16 protein-coding genes are annotated in these 17,055 nt (G+C 73.9%); 8 read left to right on the top strand and 8 right to left on the bottom strand.

The genetic code is table 11. From position 1 onward, the window contains the following. The first annotated feature begins 15 nt into the window (after positions 1 to 15). Together IH61_RS0104415 and IH61_RS0104410 are read left to right on the top strand one after the other, a co-directional pair. Positions 16 to 1,377 carry a PLP-dependent aminotransferase family protein gene (locus IH61_RS0104415; RefSeq protein ID WP_031065167.1) on the top strand — a complete coding sequence of 454 codons (1,362 nt, stop codon included), beginning with the start codon at positions 16 to 18 and terminating at the stop codon, positions 1,375 to 1,377. 39 nt (positions 1,378 to 1,416) lie between these two features. Then, positions 1,417 to 2,001, top strand: coding sequence for a dihydrofolate reductase family protein (locus IH61_RS0104410; RefSeq protein WP_031065165.1), 585 nt, complete (start codon positions 1,417 to 1,419; stop codon positions 1,999 to 2,001). 103 nt (positions 2,002 to 2,104) lie between these two features. Here IH61_RS0104410 and IH61_RS0104405 read toward each other — a convergent pair whose 3' ends face one another. From IH61_RS0104405 to IH61_RS0104395, 3 genes are read right to left on the bottom strand one after another with little or no spacing between them, the layout of a single operon-like run. Further along, entirely contained in the window at positions 2,105 to 3,007 is a 903-nt protein-coding gene (locus IH61_RS0104405) for an SDR family oxidoreductase (protein WP_031065164.1), read from the bottom strand. Next, a complete protein-coding gene (locus IH61_RS0104400; RefSeq protein ID WP_063763130.1) occupies positions 3,004 to 4,008 on the bottom strand; it encodes an alpha/beta fold hydrolase in 1,005 nt (334 codons plus the stop codon). The genes IH61_RS0104405 and IH61_RS0104400 overlap by 4 nt, the downstream gene beginning before the upstream one ends. Continuing rightward, positions 4,005 to 5,615: a flavin-containing monooxygenase gene (locus IH61_RS0104395; RefSeq protein ID WP_107057034.1), complete on the bottom strand. Its 1,611-nt coding sequence runs from the start codon at positions 5,613 to 5,615 to the stop codon at positions 4,005 to 4,007. Before IH61_RS0104395 ends, IH61_RS0104400 begins: the two co-directional genes overlap by 4 nt. Before the next feature lie 208 nt (positions 5,616 to 5,823). Between IH61_RS0104395 and IH61_RS0104390 the strand changes: the two genes are divergently transcribed. Further along, on the top strand, positions 5,824 to 6,609 hold the full coding sequence (locus tag IH61_RS0104390) for a MerR family transcriptional regulator (RefSeq protein ID WP_234327017.1): 786 nt from the start codon (positions 5,824 to 5,826) through the stop codon (positions 6,607 to 6,609). Here IH61_RS0104390 and IH61_RS0104385 read toward each other — a convergent pair. Further along, positions 6,606 to 7,289 carry an NADPH-dependent F420 reductase gene (locus tag IH61_RS0104385; RefSeq protein ID WP_234327016.1) on the bottom strand — a complete coding sequence of 228 codons (684 nt, stop codon included), beginning with the start codon at positions 7,287 to 7,289 and terminating at the stop codon, positions 6,606 to 6,608. The genes IH61_RS0104390 and IH61_RS0104385 overlap by 4 nt on opposite strands. 156 nt (positions 7,290 to 7,445) lie before the next feature. On the opposite strand from IH61_RS0104385, the gene IH61_RS0104380 reads away from it, so the two are divergent. Beyond that, on the top strand, positions 7,446 to 7,841 hold the full coding sequence (locus IH61_RS0104380) for a winged helix-turn-helix transcriptional regulator (protein WP_051836244.1): 396 nt from the start codon (positions 7,446 to 7,448) through the stop codon (positions 7,839 to 7,841). A gap of 148 nt (positions 7,842 to 7,989) precedes the next feature. Then, positions 7,990 to 8,385 (top strand): VOC family protein, encoded by a 396-nt coding sequence (locus IH61_RS0104375; protein ID WP_031065149.1) that lies wholly within the window; start codon positions 7,990 to 7,992, stop codon positions 8,383 to 8,385. Between the two features lie 125 nt (positions 8,386 to 8,510). On the opposite strand, the gene IH61_RS0104370 is transcribed toward IH61_RS0104375, so the two are convergent. From IH61_RS0104370 to IH61_RS0104355, 4 genes are all read right to left on the bottom strand, one after another. Then, positions 8,511 to 10,148: a M4 family metallopeptidase gene (locus tag IH61_RS0104370; RefSeq protein WP_031065146.1), complete on the bottom strand. Its 1,638-nt coding sequence runs from the start codon at positions 10,146 to 10,148 to the stop codon at positions 8,511 to 8,513. 498 nt (positions 10,149 to 10,646) lie between these two features. After that, positions 10,647 to 11,318, bottom strand: a complete 672-nt coding sequence (locus tag IH61_RS0104365; RefSeq protein ID WP_234327015.1) for a GNAT family N-acetyltransferase — start codon at positions 11,316 to 11,318, stop codon at positions 10,647 to 10,649. Further along, positions 11,315 to 13,228: a serine/threonine-protein kinase gene (locus IH61_RS42520; RefSeq protein WP_051836210.1), complete on the bottom strand. Its 1,914-nt coding sequence runs from the start codon at positions 13,226 to 13,228 to the stop codon at positions 11,315 to 11,317. Before IH61_RS42520 ends, IH61_RS0104365 begins: the two co-directional genes overlap by 4 nt. A gap of 166 nt (positions 13,229 to 13,394) precedes the next feature. After that, positions 13,395 to 13,796 (bottom strand): VOC family protein, encoded by a 402-nt coding sequence (locus IH61_RS0104355; protein WP_031065139.1) that lies wholly within the window; start codon positions 13,794 to 13,796, stop codon positions 13,395 to 13,397. A gap of 199 nt (positions 13,797 to 13,995) precedes the next feature. On the opposite strand from IH61_RS0104355, the gene IH61_RS0104350 reads away from it, so the two are divergent. From IH61_RS0104350 to IH61_RS0104340, 3 genes are read left to right on the top strand one after another with little or no spacing between them, the layout of a single operon-like run. Then, entirely contained in the window at positions 13,996 to 14,961 is a 966-nt protein-coding gene (locus tag IH61_RS0104350) for a FecCD family ABC transporter permease (protein WP_234327025.1), read from the top strand. Beyond that, positions 14,958 to 15,989: a FecCD family ABC transporter permease gene (locus tag IH61_RS0104345; RefSeq protein WP_420713831.1), complete on the top strand. Its 1,032-nt coding sequence runs from the start codon at positions 14,958 to 14,960 to the stop codon at positions 15,987 to 15,989. Before IH61_RS0104350 ends, IH61_RS0104345 begins: the two co-directional genes overlap by 4 nt. Next, positions 15,989 to 16,885: an ABC transporter ATP-binding protein gene (locus tag IH61_RS0104340; RefSeq protein ID WP_078910820.1), complete on the top strand. Its 897-nt coding sequence runs from the start codon at positions 15,989 to 15,991 to the stop codon at positions 16,883 to 16,885. Before IH61_RS0104345 ends, IH61_RS0104340 begins: the two co-directional genes overlap by 1 nt. Positions 16,886 to 17,055 lie beyond the last annotated feature (170 nt).

Here is a 17,055-nt window from a genome sequence, read left to right as displayed (position 1 = left end):
GGGAGCAGAGCCGCGGTGGCCAGGGACGACTACCGGACGATCGCCGACGCGGTCGCGGCCGACATCGAGGCCGGACGGCTACGGCCCGGCGAGCAGTTGCCCACCCAGCGCGCCTTCGCCCGCCGTCGCGGGATCGCCGCCTCCACCGCCACCCGCGTCTACCGGGAACTCGCCCTGCGCGGGCTGACCACCGGCGAGGTCGGGCGCGGCACCTTCGTCCGTGCCGGGCAGGGCGCGCGGGACGGCGCCAGGGACGGCCGGGTCGCACTCGCCGAACCGGGCGCCGGGCCCGTCGACCTCGAGCTCAACTTCCCCGGCGTGGCGGATCAGTTGGCGCTGCTCGCCGGCTCCCTGACGCCGCTGCTGCGCCCGGACGTCCTCGGCGAGGCCCTGCGGCCGGTCGGCGTGGCCGGGACGGCGGCGACGCGGGACGCCTTCGCCGCGCTGGCCTCCCGGTCGTGCGGGGGCCCGGAGGTCGCGCCGGACTCACTGCTGTTCGCGGGCAACGCGCGGCAGTTGATGGCGGCGGCCCTCTCGGCACTGGCGTCGCCGGGGCAGCGGGTGGGGGTGGAGGAGATGACGTACCCGGTGGTCAAGGCGATCGCCGGGCAGCTGGGCATCCGGCTCGTGCCGCTGGCGGTCGACGAGGACGGTCTGCTGCCCGAGGCGGTGGCCGCCGCGCACCGGGCCGCGCCGCTGAAGGCGCTGTACGTGCAGCCGCGGCTGCACAACCCGCTCGGGGCGACCATGCCGCCGCAGCGGGCGCAGGCGCTCGCGAGGGAGGTCCGGCGGCTGGACCTGCCGGTGGTGGAGGACGCGGTGTGGTCCTTCCTCTGCCCGGGGGTCGACGCCTTCGCCGCCTACGCGCCGGAGCGCACGGTGCTCGTCGACAGCCTGACCAAGCGGCTCGGCGCGGGCCTGAGCGTCGGGTTCGCGGTGGTGCCGCAGGGGGTGCGCGAGCGGATGGCCGGGGCGCTGCGCTCGGCCGGGGCCTCGCCGAGCGGGTTCGCCCTCGAGGCGGCGGTGCGCTGGATCGGGGACGGCACGGTGGCGGCGGTCGCGGCGGCCAAGCAGGCGGACGCCACGGCCCGGCAGGACCTGGCGCGCACCGTGCTGACCTCGCGCCGGGTGCGGGCGGACGGGCGCTCGTACGTGCTGTGGTGGCCGCTCCCCGCGCCCTGGCGCGCGGAGACCTTCGTCGCGGCGGCGGCACGCGCGGGCATCTCGGTCACCCCGGCGGAGGCGTTCGCCGTCGACCCCCGGCGCTCCCCCGCTGCCGTCCGCCTCGCCCTGGCCTCGCCGCCGCTGCCGGTGCTGGGGCGGGCGCTGGCGCAGCTGCAGCGGATCGAGGCGGAAGGGCCGGGGGTGGGGATCTGACGGGTTGCCCGGGTCGGCCGGGTGCACCACGCTGAGGCCATGCGGAGACTGATCTACGGCATGAACCTGACCCTGGACGGCTACATCGCCGCGCCCGGCGACGACATCGGCTGGAGCGGACCTCCGAGCCCCGAGCTGTTCCGGTGGTGGCTCGAGCTCGAGCAGGCGAGCGGCATGTCGCTCTACGGGCGCAAGCTGTGGGAGACGATGAGCTCCTACTGGCCGACCGGCGACCAGCAGCCCGGCGCCACCCCGGCGGAGATCGAGTTCGCGCGGACCTGGCGGGACACCCCGAAGGTGGTGTTCTCCTCGACGATCGACAACGCCGACAACGACGCCACGCTCGACTGGAACACCCGCCTGGTCACCGGCGACGCGATCGCCGAGATCACCCGGCTCAAGGCCGAGGACGGCGCCCCGATGAACATCGGCGGCGCCACGCTCGCCGCGGCGGCCATGCGCGCCGGGCTGATCGACGAGTACGTGATCGCCGCCCATCCCGTCCTGGTGGGCGGCGGCACGCCGTTCTTCACCGCGCTGGACAGCTGGGTGAGGCTGGACCTGTTGGAGACACGGACGCTTCCCGGCGGCGTGGTCCTGAGCAGGTACGAGACGAGGCGCTGAGCGGCTGCGCTCCCCGACGGCGAACGGATGACAGATTTCACCATCTGTCATCCGTTCGCCGTTATCTGACATCTGACATCTGTCAGCTGTTCGCCGTCAGCCGTCAGCCGTGATCCGTACGCTGCGACCTGTTCGCCGTGTCCGCGGCCCCGCCCGCGCCGACCGCGCGCAGGCGCGAGGCGGCGGTGGCGGCGAGCTGCGGGGCGAGCTTGGCGACGTCCCGCGAGCCGACGACGGCGATCAGGCTCGGCAGCAGCCACCGCACCGGCTGCATGCCCCGCAGCCACGCCTGGGCGTAGACGTGCGCCGAGCGCCGCGCGATCCCGGCGACCAGCCGGTCCACGGCGGGCTCCAGCGGGTACGTCTTGTTGGCCGGCCAGGGCAGCTTGCTGCGCATCTGCCGGAGCACGGTGTCCTCGTCGGCGCCGCGGACCATGTCCGTATCGGTCCAACTCAGGTACCCGACACCGACCTTGACGCCCTGATACGCGACCTCGGCGCGGATCGAGTGGGCGAACGCCTCCACCCCCGCCTTACTGGCGCAGTAGGCGCTCATCAGCGGCGCGGGGGTCAGCGCCGCCAGCGAGGCGATCTGCAGCAGGTAGCCGCGGCTCTCGGCGAGCGCGGGCAGGAAGGCCCGGGCGGTGGCCACGCTGCCGAGCAGGTTGACCTCGATCACCCGGCTGAACGCCCGGTGGTCGCTGTCCATCATCGGCCCGCCGAGCGCGATCCCGGCGTTGGCGACCACGGCGTCGATCCGCCCGTAGTGCTCCTTGATCCGGTCCGCGACCGCGCTCAGCCCCTCGAGGTCGGTGACGTCCGCCTCCCAGCTGGTGGCGGAGGGGCCGCACTGCGCCGCGACGGCCTTCAGTTCGACGGGCTCCAGCCCGAGCAGCGCGACCTTGGCGCCGCGCCGGGCCAGCTTGCGGGCCAGCGAGGCGCCGACCCCCCGCGCGGCCCCGGTGACGACGACGACCTGATCGGACAACGGCGGGAGGGTGTTCATGCGACGGCCGTCCTCTCGACCTCGGGGTCGGCAACGGCGCCATCGGCGGCGACAGCGCCGACAACGGCAACGGTGTCCACGGAGTCACAGGCGCCGAGCAGGTGCTCGACGGCCATCCGGTGGATCTCGGCGGCGACCTCGGCGGGCCGCTCCAGCGGCGCCATGTGCCCGACGCCGGGCAGCAGCAACAGCCCCTGGGGGTCCTGGAGTTCGGAGACGATGCGGTGCGCATGCACCGGCGGGGTGAGCCGGTCCGCGGTGCCGACCACCACAGCGGTGGGCGCGGCGAGCCGGGCGAGCCCGGCATGGACGTCCAGCCGGGCGAGCACCCCGGCCCAGCCCGCGCGCACGGAGGTCGGGCAGGCGTGCACGATCCGCGCCGTCGCCTCGGCCTGGTCGGCGGGCGAACCCGGGCCCATCGTCGCGTACTTGAGCGCGGCCCGGCTGACGGGCGTGACCGGCCCCAGCGGCATCCGGGAGCGCAGCAGCTGCCGGTGCAGGAAGCGGCGCAGCCCGGCCGGGCGCAACGACCCTGGCAGGACGTTCAGTTCGGCGAGCAGCTCGCCCGGCCCGGTGGAGACGAGGACGGCGGCGGCCGTGCGCTCGGCGACCTCGGGCCGTCCCCCGGCGGCCATGACGGTCATCCCGCCCATGCTGTGCCCGGCGAGGAGGGCCCGCTCCCCCGCCGGGACGGTGCGGGCGAGGACGGTGGCGAGGTCGTCGGCGAGCGCCCGGGTGGAGTAGCGGGCCCGGCTCGGCGGGATCTCGCTGCGCCCGTGGCCGCGTTGGTCGTAGGCCACCACCCGGTAGCGGTCGGTGAGTCGGCGGATGACGGGGGCCCAGAAGGCGGTGGAGCAGGTCCAGCCGTGGGCGAGCACCACGGTCGGCGCGCCTGGGCGGCCGTGCACCTCGACGTGCAGCCGCAGGCCGTCGGTGGTGAGGACGCCGAACTCCTCGGCGGGTACGGGCGGTTCGTAGTCGGCGGGCGGTTGGACGCTCACGCGGAGACCTCCTGGGCGGTCCGGGTGGTGGTGGCCGGTGCGGTGCGCAGGATCAGCTCGTACTCGCCGAGGTCGACCTTGCGGGTGGCGCGGCGGAAGGAGGTGGTGGAGCCTGGCCACAGCACGGTGTTCCTGCCGCTGGGGTCGAGGTACCAGCTGCGACAGCCGCCCGTCGTCCACACCGTGCGGTCCATCCGGTGCTGGAGTTCGAGGTTCCACTGCCGCTGGGCGCGGGCGGTGGGCTGCATGGCGGCGGCGCCGACGGCGTCGAGCGTGGTCAACGCGTCGATCATGTAGTTCAGTTGGGACTCGATCATGAGGATCATCGAGCTGTTGCCCAGGCCCGTGTTGGGGCCGATCACGAAGAACAGGTTGGGGAAGCCGCGCACGGTCGAGCCGCGCAGCGCCTCCATCCCGCCCTTCCACTCCTCGGCGAGGCTGCGGCCGTCGGTGCCGAACACCCGGGAGCCGATGGGCATGTCGGTGACGTGGAAGCCGGTGCCGAAGACGATGGCGTCCACCTCGTGCTCGCTGCCGTCCGAGGCGACGAGGGTGGAGCCGCGCACCTCGCGCAGCCCGGAGGCGACGACCTCGGTGTTGGCGGCGGCGAGCGCCGGGTAGTAGGTGTTGCTGAGCAGGATGCGCTTGCAGCCGATGCGGTAGTCGGGGGTGAGTTTGGCGCGCAACGCCGGGTCGGCGACGCCCTGGGCGAGGTGGCGTTCGGCGAGCTGCTGGACGACGCGCAGCAGTCCGGGGCGGCGCACGAAGGCGTCGACCTGGAGTTCCCGCAGGGCGAAGAGGGTGCCTCGGCGCAGGCTCCCGGTGAGCGGCACCCGGCTGTGCAGCCACTTCTCCAGCTGGGTGATCTCGCGGTCACGGCGCGGCAGGACCCAGGCGGGGGTGCGCTGGAAGACGGTGAGCTTTCCGACCTCGGGCTGGATCGAGGGGATGATCTGGGCGGCGGAGGCGCCGGTGCCGACCATCGCGACGCGCTTGCCGCCGAGGTCGTAGTCGTGGTCCCAGCGGGAGGAGTGGAACACCTTGCCGGGGAAGGCGTCGAGGCCGGGCAGGTCGGGGATCTGCGGGTCGGCGAGGGGTCCGGCGGCGGAGACGATCGCGTCGGCTGTCCAGGTGCCGGCGGTGGTGGTGATCCGCCAGCGGGTCCGCTCGTCCTCCCAACGGGCTTCCAGCACCTCGGTGTTGAACCGCAGGTGCGGGCGCAGCCGGAAGACGGTGGCGACCTTCTCCAGGTAGGCGCGGATGTCCGGCTGGCCGGAGAAGCTGCGCGGCCACTCGGGGTTGGGGGCGAAGGAGAAGGAGTAGAGGTGCGAGGGCACGTCGCAGGCGCAGCCGGGGTAGCTGTTGTCGCGCCAGGTGCCGCCGACGGAGTCGGCGCGCTCCAGGACGACGAAGTCGGTGATGCCGGCGCGGCGCAGCCTCACCGCCGCTCCGAGGCCCCCGAAGCCGGAGCCGATCACCGCGACCCGTACGTGGGGGGTGTCCTCCTCCACGCCGACGGCGGCCCCGGTGCCCGACGCCTCCTCGACGGCGGCGGCGTCGGGCGCCGGGGCCGGGCCGGAGCGGGGGCGCTTGCTGCTGGCTGCCATGCGGCCAACCTCCTGAGGGTGGGGGCGGTGATCGTCGCACTCTCCCGGGGCCCGCGTCACCCGGACCCCTGCCAATCGCGCCAGTAATCACTGGCACGATTGGGAGGGTAGCCCCTGCCGACACCGGAGGGAAGACGCGCGACGGCCCCGGTTCACCCCGTGTTCCCGCACCCTCCCCCGCCCGCGCCGCGCACCTATGCTGATCGCCGTGGACAAGGTCAGAGCTGCCGGGGACGACGACAGGCGCGAGTACCGGGTGGAGGAACTGGCCGAGGCCGCCGGGATCACCACCCGCACCCTGCGCTTCTACCGCGAGCGCAAACTCCTCCAGCCGCCCCGCAAGGAGGGCCGGATCGCCTGGTACGGCGAGGAGCACCTCGCCCGGCTGCGGATGATCGCCGAACTGCTGGAGCGCGGCCACACCCTCGAGGGGATCACCGAGCTCATCGACGCCGGCGAGAGCGGGCGCGACGTCGCCGACCTCATCGGCCTCGCGGCGGCGATCGTCGCGCCCTGGTCCGACGAGACCCCCGTCCGCCTCGACTGGGAGGAGCTCAAGGCGGCCTTCGGCGACCAGCTCACCGAGGAGAACACCGCCGAGTCCATCGCCCAGGGCTACATCACCGTCGACGAGGACGGCATCACCCACGTCAGCCGCCGGCTGCTGGACGCCACCACCGAACTGGTCACCCAGGGCGTGCCGCTGGCGGCCGTGCTCGACGCCAGCCGCCGCACCCGCGAACACGTCGACGCCATCGCCGAGATCTTCATCGAGGTGGTCGGCGAACACCTCCTCAGCGCCCTGTCCGCCGACACCCCCCTCCCGCCCGGCGAGGCCGCCCGCCTCACCGAACGCATCCTGCGCGTCCGCCCGCTGGCCAGGACCGTCGCCGACGCCCAGTTCACCCTCGCCATGGACCGCCGGGTGCACGCCGACTATGACGACCTCCTGCGCCAGCGCCGCGAGAACGGCGAGCCGGAGGAGACTCGCTAGTCCTCGTCGTCCACCGCGCCCGGCGCCAGCGCCGGCGAGGGGAAGACGTGCCGCGCCTCGCCGCCCGACCACCAGACGCCGATCGCGAAGACCGCCCTCGCCTCCAGCAGCCCGGCCCGCTCCAGACCCCCGCAGGGCACCGGGACGCAGCCCATCGTGGCCACCAGTTCGGCGGCGAGCGCTGCGGCGGCCGCGTCGTCCGCGCAGTACGGGACGCCGAGCGGCGCGCCCTCGAAGCTCGGCTTCGTCAGCGTCCAGATGCTCTCGTGGCAGACGCCGAACACCTTCACCACCCGCGCCCCGGGCGCCGCCGAGGCGAGCCGCCGGGCCAGCGAGTCGGCGCCCCCGTCCGTGGTCAGCGCGGGGCCTCCCTCCCCGGGGGCCATCGGGACGGTGCAGTCCAGCAGCACCCGCCCGCGCAGGTCACCGGCGAGCGAGGCCACCACCTCCTGCGCCGCACCGCCCGGCAGCGCCACCAGCGCGGCCTCGCCGAAGCGCGCCGCCTCCGCCAGGGTGCCGCCGCCCGCCGCCCCGATCTCCTCCGCGAGCCGGTGCGCCTTCTCCTCGTCGCGCCCGCCCACCAGCACCCGGTGCCCGGCCCGTACGAAGGCCCCGCCGAGCGCCTTCGCCATCGCGCCCGTGCCGAGCACGCCGATCCCGATCGGTCGATTCGTCTCCATGTCCACTCCCCTGGTCCGCCGTCCGCACCCTGCGGACCGCCGTGCTCCGGACGCTAGAGGAGCCGATGCACACCGCCGGGTACGCAACGGATCGGGCAGGATGGACGCATGGATGGCCCCGTGGATGAACACTCGGATGGACGCTCGGATGGACGCCTGGACACGCCGCGGCACGAACCCGACCTGGGCGGCGCCGTGTTCGCCGCCGACTGCCGCGCCCGGCTGGCCTTCGAGGTGATAGCCAACCGCTGGGACTCCGTCGTGGTGTACGTCCTCGGCGAGGGCGGCCCGATGCGTCCCCGGGCGCTGCTGGCCCGGATCGGCGGGATCAGCCCGAAGGTCCTCAACGAGACGCTGCGCCGGCTCGAGTACAACGGCCTGGTGGAGCACCGCCGTTACGCCGAGGCCCCGCCCCGGGTCGACTACGCGCTGACGGCCGCGGGAACGGCGCTGCTCGGCCCGATCCGCGCGCTCGGCGGCTGGGCGCAGGAGCACGGGGACGCGGTGCTGGCCGCGCAGGACCGGCACGAGCGGCGGGCCGAGGCGGGCTGACACCGCCCGCCGCCACACCACTGCCACCACCCACTGCCACTACCTGCTGCCACCACCTGCTGCCACCGCCCGCTGTCAGTCCCCCGTGCGAGGCTCGTCGGGCCCATCTCACATGAGACACCCGACACCTGACACTCCGGAGGCACCAGTGCCCAGCGATCTGGACGAACTCGAGGTCCTCACGCTCTTCGTGACGGACGTCCCCGCCGCGAAGGCGTTCTACCAGGAGGTCTTCGGTCTCCCGGTCGTCTACGAGGACGACGCCTCGGCGGCGCTGCGGCTGCGCAACCTCCTGCTGAACCTGCTGACCGCGAAGGAGGCGCCCGGGCTGGTCGAGCCCGCGCAGGTGGCCGCCGAGGGCGCGGGCGTACGGGCGCTGCTCACCGTGCGCGTGCCGGACGTGGACGCGGTCTGCGCCCAACTCGCCGAGCGGGGCGTCAAGTTGCTCAACGGCCCGGTGGACCGGCCCTGGGGCCGGCGCACGGCGGCGTTCGCCGACCCGTCCGGGCACGTGTGGGAGGTCGCCCAGGACCTGCCGCGGTAGTCGGCCGCACGGGAACGGCCAGGGCCCCGTCGAACCGCACCCAGAGGTTCGACGGGGCCCCGCTGCGGGCGGACGGCCGGTCCGGGGAGCGCCCAACTTGCCCCCGAACAAGCCTCAGACTCCGGTCAGTTGACGTTCACGGCCGTCCAGGTGGCCGCCACCGCGTTGTACTCGGTGCCGCCCGAGCCGTACAGGTCGGCGGCCGCGCTCAGAGTGGCCGCCCGGGCGCCCGCGTAGTCGGTGGTGGAGGTGAAGTAGACGGTCAGCGCGCGGTACCAGATCTGCGCGGCCTTGTCGCGGCCGATGCCGGCGAGCGAGGAGCCGTCGGCCGTCGGGCTGTTGTAGTCGAAGCCGTTGATGCTCTTCGCGCCGCTGCCCTCGGACAGCAGGTAGAAGAAGTGGTTCGCCACGCCGGAGGAGTAGTGCACGTCCTTGTTGCCGACGCCCGCGTCCCAGTAGTCGGCCGAGGAGCCGTCCTTGCTCGGCTGGTCCATGTAGCGCAGCGGGCTGCCGTCGCCGCGCAGGTTGATCTTCTCGCCGATCCAGTAGTTCGGCGGGTTGGAGGGCAGGTTGGCGTACCACTCGACCATGGTGCCGAAGATGTCCGAGGTGGCCTCGTTGAGGCCGCCGGACTCGCCCGAGTAGTTGAGCGCGGCGGTCGCGGCGGTGACGCCGTGCGTCATCTCGTGGCCGGCGACGTCGATCTCGGTCAGCGGGGCGGAGTCGTTGGCGCCGTCGCCGTACGACATGCAGAAGCAGTCGTCGCTCCAGAACGCGTTGACGTAGTTGGAGCCGTAGTGGACGCGGCTGAGCGCGCCGACGCCGTCGTTGCGGATGCCGCTGCGGCTGAAGGTGCTCTTGTAGAAGTCCCAGGTGGTCGCGGCGCCGAACTGGGCGTCCACGGCGGCGGACTCGCGGTTGTTGTTGGTGCCGTCACCGAAGCTGTTGCCGGTGTTGGCGAACAACGAGCCGCTGCCCGACTGGCCGTTGTTCATGTCGGTGGTGGACTGGCCGCCGCGGTCGGCGTCCTTCAGCTCGTACTGCGAGCCGTTCTGGTTGGTGTTCAGCGGGACCTGGCCGACGAAGATGCCGTTGCCGGTGCCGGCCGCCGTCTGGACCTTCTCGTGGGTGGACAGGACCTGCCCGCCGGCCGCGTCGGTGACCAGGACCTGGCTGCTCGGGGTGCCGTCGGCGCGCTCGCCCTCGACGGTGGTCCGGTAGGCCAGGCGCGGGTTGTTGTCGTTCGCCCAGACGACCAGTTCGGCCTTGCCGGTCTGGTGCACGCCGACCAGCGGTGACTCGTCGGCGTCGATGGTCTGCCCGACCGTGGCCTTGACGGCGCCGGCGGCGCCCGCGGCGGCCTGGTCGGCCGGGATCTTCGGGGTGAGGCTGGGCAGCGCGATCGTGGCGGCCACGGCCTTGTCGACCGACTTCACGCCGCCGGTGGCGCTCTGGTGGACGACCAGGTCGCCGCCGAGGACGGGCAGGCCCGCGTAGGTGCGCTCGAAGCGCAGGTGCCGGGTGCCGTCCCGGTCCACGACGGCGTCCTTGGCGACGAGCTTCTCCTGGGCGCCGAGGCCCAGCGCCTGGGCCAGCGGGCCGGACTGGCCGGCTGCCACCGCGAGGACGGCGGCGTGCTGGCGGGCGGCCTGGGCCTTGATCGAGGAGGTGGCGGGGGCGGCCTGGGCGGCGCCCACCTGGACGACACCGGTCAGCAGGGCGGTGGCCGAGACGACGGCGACGGCCGCGAGCTTACGCTTCACGTACGAGTCCTTCCGGGAAACCGCGTGTGGGCGCGGTCGCGCCGCGTCCCGGGGGCCGGGGTCGGCACCATGGGGGCGGAACGGGCGCTGACGTGCAGTGACCCCGTGCAGTCGGACGGCTCGCCACCATGGGGTGGGGGTGGGGGCTGCCGCCGGGGGATGCCCAGAAGCATGGCAATCCCGTCGCCGAATTGACAGGTCTGCATCATTTGTTGGCCAGGTCCCGCCAGTTGGCAAAGAAGGTCAAGTGCCGGGCAAAGAGGGGCAATTCGACCCGCCCGGAGCGAGACCCCACCCGAGGTCACGGCCGATCGCCTGGGCCGACGCCCGACCGCCCGCCGCCCCCGGTCGCGCCCGCTCGCACCCCCGGCGCAGGCCGGGCCGCCGAGCGAGTTTTACATTCCTGTAGAAGTTCGCACACATGCCCTTGACACCCGGTTGGCGAGGTCCCGCCACAGGGCCCCCTTGTCCAGCGCCCAGGACCTCTGCTAGCCGCCGCTAACCGCGCAACGACCCGAGCCGCTCCCGCAGCTCCGCGAGCCTGCGCTCCAACTCCGCACGGCGGGCGGGCCATTCCTCCCGGATGATCGAGAAGACCGCCGCGTCCCGCAGCAGGCCCTCCTCCCCCGGCGCCCAGGACCGCGCCGAACTGCGCAGCACGCCCTCGAAGACCGCCCCCGCCTTCAGGATCGCCGCCCGCGAACGGGCGTTGCGGGCATCGGTCTTGAGGTCCACCCGGCCCACGCCCCACTCCTCGAAGGCGTGCCGGAACAGCAGGTACTTCGCCTCGGTGTTCAGTCCGGAGCCCTGCGCGGAGGCGGCCAGCCAGGTGAAGCCGACCTCGACCGCGAACAGCGAACCGTCGAACTTCCCGCCGTCGAACGGCAGCCGGCGCGGCTCCCAGTACGCCGTCGCACCGACCACCCGCCCCGAGGCCCGCTCCACCTGCACGTAGGGGGACAACAGCCCCGCGTCCCTGCGGGCGAACTGGGCGTCGATGTACTCCGGCACGGAGTCCGCGGCGGGCACCCACGTGAACCCGTACGAGTCCCGGTCCTCCGCGGCGGCCAGCGCCAGCCCCTCGGCGTGCCGCCGCTCCAGCGGCTCCAGCCGGACGAACTCCCCCTCCAGTACGGGGCCTTCCAGCAGCTGAACCTGCGCGCCGGTCACTTCTGGAACCTCCACTGCTGGGTCGCGTTGCCCGGTGTACAGGCGGTCATGGTGAGGGGACTGCCCACGCCGTTGGCGGTCAGGCAGTTCGCGCCGCCGTTCTCGGCGATGGTGTAGGCGCCGTTGCCGACGGAGGTCTTGACCCACAGGTTGAGGATGTCCATGTAGTCGCCGAGGACGACCGCGCGGTCCCCCATCCTCTGGACGAGCCTCGCGCCGTTGTTGTTGCACGCGTTGTACGAGGAGTAGGCGCTGTCGGCGGCGAGCCAGCCGAACTGGGTGTTGCCGCCCAGCACGACCGGGTTGCCCTTCGCGTTCGGGTCGGCGTTGGCCAGTCCGATCGGCGCTCCGTACTGGACGTTGACGATGCGCGTCCAGGCGTCGCCGTTGCACTCCGGCGGGCGCGCCGGGGTCTGCGGCGGCGGGTTGCCGCCGCCGGCCGAGGCGCCCGCGCCGCTGGAGGTGTTCTGCTGCGGGGGCGGCGGGGCGGGGTTGTTGTTGGTCGCCGGCGGACGGGCCTGGGTGCCGCCGCCGTTGCCCCCGCTCGCGCCACCGCTGTTCGTTCCGCCACCGTTCGCTCCACCGCCGGCGCCCGACCCGCCGTTGCCGCCCGCCGCCGGCGGCGCCGGTACGGGCTGCTGCGGCTGCGGCTGCGCCGCGTCCGGGGTCGCCGCCGGCGCCGTGGTGGCGGCCTGGGGTGTGGCGGGCGCCGTGGTGACGGGGGTGGTGGCGCCCGCGACGCCCGTTCCCGTGCCCGTACCCGGGCCCGCGGCCGCCGGGGTGCTCATCGCGGTGGTCGGGGCGGGCGCCGCGTCCGAGCTGAACGGGTTGCGGTCGACGAACAGCGCGCCCGCCGTCCCGAGCGAGACGACCACCGGGATGATGACCGGCACCAGCATCCTGCGGCGCCTGCGGCGTTCACTCGGCTCGGTGGCCGCGTTCGGGCCCACCTTCACGACCGGCTCCGCCCCCGGTGCGGGCGCGGGAGCGTCCTGCGTGGGCACGGCGGCTATTCGCCGGGCGCCCTTCCACAGCTTGACCGTCCGCGTTCCGGCCTCACCGCCCGGCAGCCCGGCCGCCGTTCGCGCCGCGGCCGCCATCTCGGCAGCGCTGGCGAACCGGTCCTCCGGCGCCTTGGCCAGCGCCCTGGCGACCAGCGCCCGCACCGGCGCCGGGAAGGTCGCGGGCAGTTCCGGCGCCGGCTGGTGGACGTGCTTGTACGCCAGCTGCACGGCCCCGCCGTCGAAGGGCAGGCTCCCGGTGAGCATCTCGTAGCAGACGACGCCCATGGAGTAGAGGTCCGAGGAGGGCGTGATGGGGTTGGCGCGGTCGTGGGCGGCCTGTTCGGGCGACATGTAGGCAGCGGTGCCGACGAACCCGCCCGTCATGGTGATCTTCGTACCGGCGATCGCGAGGGCGATGCCGAAGTCGGCGACGAACAGGGCGCCGTCCGCACGCACCATCAGGTTGGAGGGCTTGATGTCCCGGTGGACGATGGCGCGCTGGTGGACGGCCTGCAGGGCGTCCAGGGCGTCGGCCACCAGGGCGAGGGCCCGCTCGGGCGGCATCCGGCCCTCGTCCTTGAGCAGGGTGCTGAGCGCCCGGCCCTCGATCAGGTCCATCACGATGTAGGCGAAGGGCTCGCCGCCGTCCGTGTCCTCCCCGCGGCTCTCCCCGTAGTCGTGGACGCCCACGATGCCCGGGTGGCCGATCGCCGCGACGACCTGCGCCTCCCGGCGGAACCGTTCGATCTGCGTGGGCTCCTCCAGCAGGCCCGCGTTGAGGATCTTGACGGCGACCTCGCGCTTGAGGTTGGAGTCCTGGGCGCGCCAGACCGTCCCCATCCCGCCGCGTCCGAGCGGTTCCGTCAACCTGTACCGGTCGTTGAGCACGGTGCCCGCGCCGATCATGCCCCTACCCCCGTTTGTGTCATGCCCCGACCCGGCAGGTCGTCGGCACACAGTGTGCCAGAGGGTTTCGCGGCCTCAGCGGCCGCGTCGGGGCCGGTGGTTGAGTGTTGCAGAGCTGTCACACACCGCCGCGACGGGCCGTCGCACGGGCGGATCGGGCGGCTGCTCAGGCGCCCCAGGCGCGGGAGCAGAGCACCAGCCGGTAGCCGTCCGGGTCGGATATCGTCACGCCGAACTCGTCCCAGTACGGGTTGTGGGAGCCGACCCGGGTGCCGCCAACCGCCTCCAGCCGGGCGACGAGGGCGTCGTCGACGGGCGCGCCGAGGTAGACGACGAAGAGGTCGTCGACGGTCGGGGTCGGCTCCAGCGGGTGTTCGGGGTCGTGCGTCAGCTCGAAGTGCCAGGCGCCGCCGGGCGGACCGACCATCAGCAGGTCGTGGTGACCGGGGACGCGCTCGGTGGTGCGCCACAGCACGTCGAGCCCGAGGCCGTCGGCGTAGAAGCGCTCGGCGGCCGCGAGGTCCCGGGAGGGGCGGGCGATCCGGACCCGCGTCGTCGCATCGATCATGCGCGCGACGCTAGCGCATGCCTCTGACAGTCGGACAGGCCGTGACGGCCCGGTCAGCACGGTCGGCACGGTCGGCCCGGCAGCACACCGTTTGACGTAGTTAGGAAAAGCTAACCTAAGATGTCGCTTCGTGCTGAGAACCGAACCGCCGGGCCCCACTGCCCCGGCGACCCCCCGTTCCTCGGCGGCCAGGCGGCCCCTGCTGCTGGCCGCCGGGCTGTGTGCCCTGGTGCTGTGCGCCGCGCTGAGCCTCGCGCTCGGCTCCCGGTCCATCCCGCTGGGCACCGTCCTCGACGCCCTCACCGGCTCCGCCCACGGCGGCGACGCCGACGTGGTGACGGGCCTTCGCGTCCCGCGCACCGTCATCGGACTCGCCGTCGGCGCGGCCCTCGGCGTCGCCGGGGTGCTCGCCCAGGGCGTGACCCGCAACCCGCTGGCCTCCCCCGTCACCCTCGGCATCAACGCCGGCGCGAGCCTCGCCGTGGTCGCCGCGATCTACATCCTGGACCTCACCCGTCCGGTGCAGTACGTCTGGTTCGCCTTCGCCGGCGCGGCCGTCGCCGCCGTCACCGCGTACGCCATCTCGCGGCGCGGCGGGCAGCTGGACCCGGTGCGTCTCGCGCTCGGCGGCACCGTGCTCACGGTGGTGTTCTCCTCCTGGACCTCCTCCCTGATGCTGGCCAGCAACCGCACCCTGGACGAGGCCCGGTTCTGGCTGGCCGGCTCCGTCGCCGGGCGCCACCTGGACACCCTCACCCCCGTGCTGCCCTTCCTCGCCCTCGGGCTGCTGACGGCCTTCCTCGTCGCGCCCGCGCTCAACGCGCTCGCCCTGGGCGACGAGGCCGCGCAGTCCCTGGGCGTGCCCGTGGCCCGCATCCGCCTGGCCGGCGGGCTGGCCGTCGTGCTGCTCGCGGGCAGCGCCGTCGCCGTCGCCGGCCCGGTGGCGTTCATCGGACTGGCGGCCCCTCACCTCGTCCGCCCGCTGCTCGGCAACGACCACCGCTGGCTGGTGCCCGGCTGCCTGGTCGCCGGCCCGCTGCTGCTGCTCACCGCCGACATCCTGGGCCGGCTGGTGGTGCGGCCCTCCGAGATCGAGGTCGGCATCGTCACCGCCTTCCTCGGTGCCCCGCTGCTCGCCGTACTGGCCCGGAAGGTGGCCCGATGAGCACCCCCGCGCCGATGAGCGCGATCACCCGCCGCCGGGCCCGTACGGCCGCCTGGTCGCTGCTGGCCGCCGCCCTCCTCGTCCTGCTGACCGGCGTCGCGCTCGGCACCGGCCAGGTCGACATCCCCTACTGGGACGCGCTGCGCGCCCTGTTCGGCCAGGGCGCGGGCGGCGACGTCCTGGTGGTGCAGCAGTTCCGGGCGCCGCGCGTGGTCTCGGCACTGATCGCCGGCGCCGCGCTGGCCGTGGCGGGCTCGATGCTGCAGCGGCTCTTCCGCAACCCGCTGGCCGCCCCCGACACCATCGGCATCACCGGCGGCGCCTCCTTCGGGGCGGTGCTGATGCTCGCCACCGGCGCCTCCCACCAGTTCATCCCGCTGGCCGCCGTCGGCGGCGGGCTGCTGGCGGCGCTGCTGCTCGGCGCCTTCGCCTGGCGCTCGAAGATGGCCGTCACCCGGCTGGTGCTGGTGGGCCTGGCGGTGCAGCAGGGCCTCGCCGCCGCCGTGAACCTGATGATCGTACGGTTCCCGGCGGAGCTGGCCTCCTCCGCGATGCAGTGGACCACCGGCTCCCTCTACGGACGCAACTGGACGGAGGTGTGGATCGGCGGCGGCGCCATCGCCGTGTGCGCGGTCGTCGCGCTGCTGTGCCAGCGGCGTATCGCCGTCCTCGACCTCGGCGACGACTCCGCCGGGGGCCTCGGCCTCGACCCCGCCCGGGACCGCCTGCGGCTGCTGCTGCTCACCATCGCCCTCGCCTCGCTGGCCGCCGCACTCACCGGACCGGTCGCCTTCGTGGCGCTCGCCGTCCCCCACCTCGTCCGTCTGCTCGCCGGGCCGCCCACCCCCGGCACGCTCGGCCTCACCGCGCTCACCGGCGCCGTACTGCTGCTGGGCGCCGACCTCCTCGTCCTGCACGTGATCCCCGTCCACGGGCTGCCGGTCGGTGCCGTCACCGCCACCCTCGGCGCGCCCTTGCTCCTGGTGCTGATGATCCGCCAGGGCCGGCTTCCCCAGAGGAGCAGCTGATGACGCCCCCCGCCTCCGCGCAGACCCCTTCCGCCTCCGCGCAGACCCCTTCCGCCTCCGCGCAGACCCCTTCCGCTTCCGCGCAGACTCCTCCCGCGCAGAACCGGCTCGCCACCCGGGGTCTCGGGCTGCGCTACGGCGACCGGACGATCGTCGAGGGGCTGGACCTCGAGCTGCCCGGCGGCGCCGTCACCGCGATCGTCGGCCCGAACGCCTGCGGCAAGTCCACGCTGCTGCGCGGGCTCGTGCGCCTCCTCGGCCCGGCGAAGGGCACCGTCACCCTGGACGGCGCGGACATCCACCGGATGCCGGCCCGCGAACTCGCCAAGCGGATGGGCCTGTTGCCGCAGCAGCCGGTCACCCCCGAGGCGGTGACAGTCGAGGCACTGGTGCGCCTGGGGCGCTACCCGCACCAGCGGCTGCTCACCCCCTGGTCCCGGGCCGACCAGGAGGCCGTCGAGGAGGCGCTGGAGCGCACCGGCACCGCCGAACTGCGCGACCGGCAGGTCGACCGGCTCTCCGGCGGGCAGCGCCAGCGGGTCTGGATCGCGCTCGCGCTCGCCCAGCAGACCGACCTGCTGCTGCTCGACGAGCCGACCACCTTCCTCGACCTGCGCCACCAGCTGGACGTCCTCGACCTGGTCTCCGACCTGCACACCGAGGCCGGGCGCACCGTCGTCATGGTGCTGCACGACCTCGGGCAGGCCGCCCGCTACGCCGACCACCTGGTGGTGCTCAAGGACGGCCGCCTCGCCGCCGCCGGGCCGCCCTCCGAGGTGCTGACGGCCGACCTCGTCGAGGCCGTGTTCGGCGTGCCGTGCCGGGTGGTGCCCGACCCCGAGACCGGGACCCCGCTGGTGGTGCCCAGGGCGCGCGTGCGCGCGGCCACCGCCTGACCCCCGACGGCCTCACAGGGTTCAGCGGACGAAGTTCAGCGGACAGAGTTCAAATACCGGATAACAGATGTCAGCGAACAGATTTCATCATCTGTTCGCTGACATCTGTTATCCCTCCGCCCACTCCCCCTCCTCCCGCTCGTGGGACAGTGGTACCCGGTGAAGGGAGC

Source organism: Streptomyces sp. NRRL WC-3742 (assembly GCF_000720635.1).
Lineage (GTDB): Bacteria > Actinomycetota > Actinomycetes > Streptomycetales > Streptomycetaceae > Kitasatospora.
The sequence above is the reverse complement of the archived record's forward strand: the minus strand, read 5'-3'. Positions and strand labels throughout refer to the sequence as shown.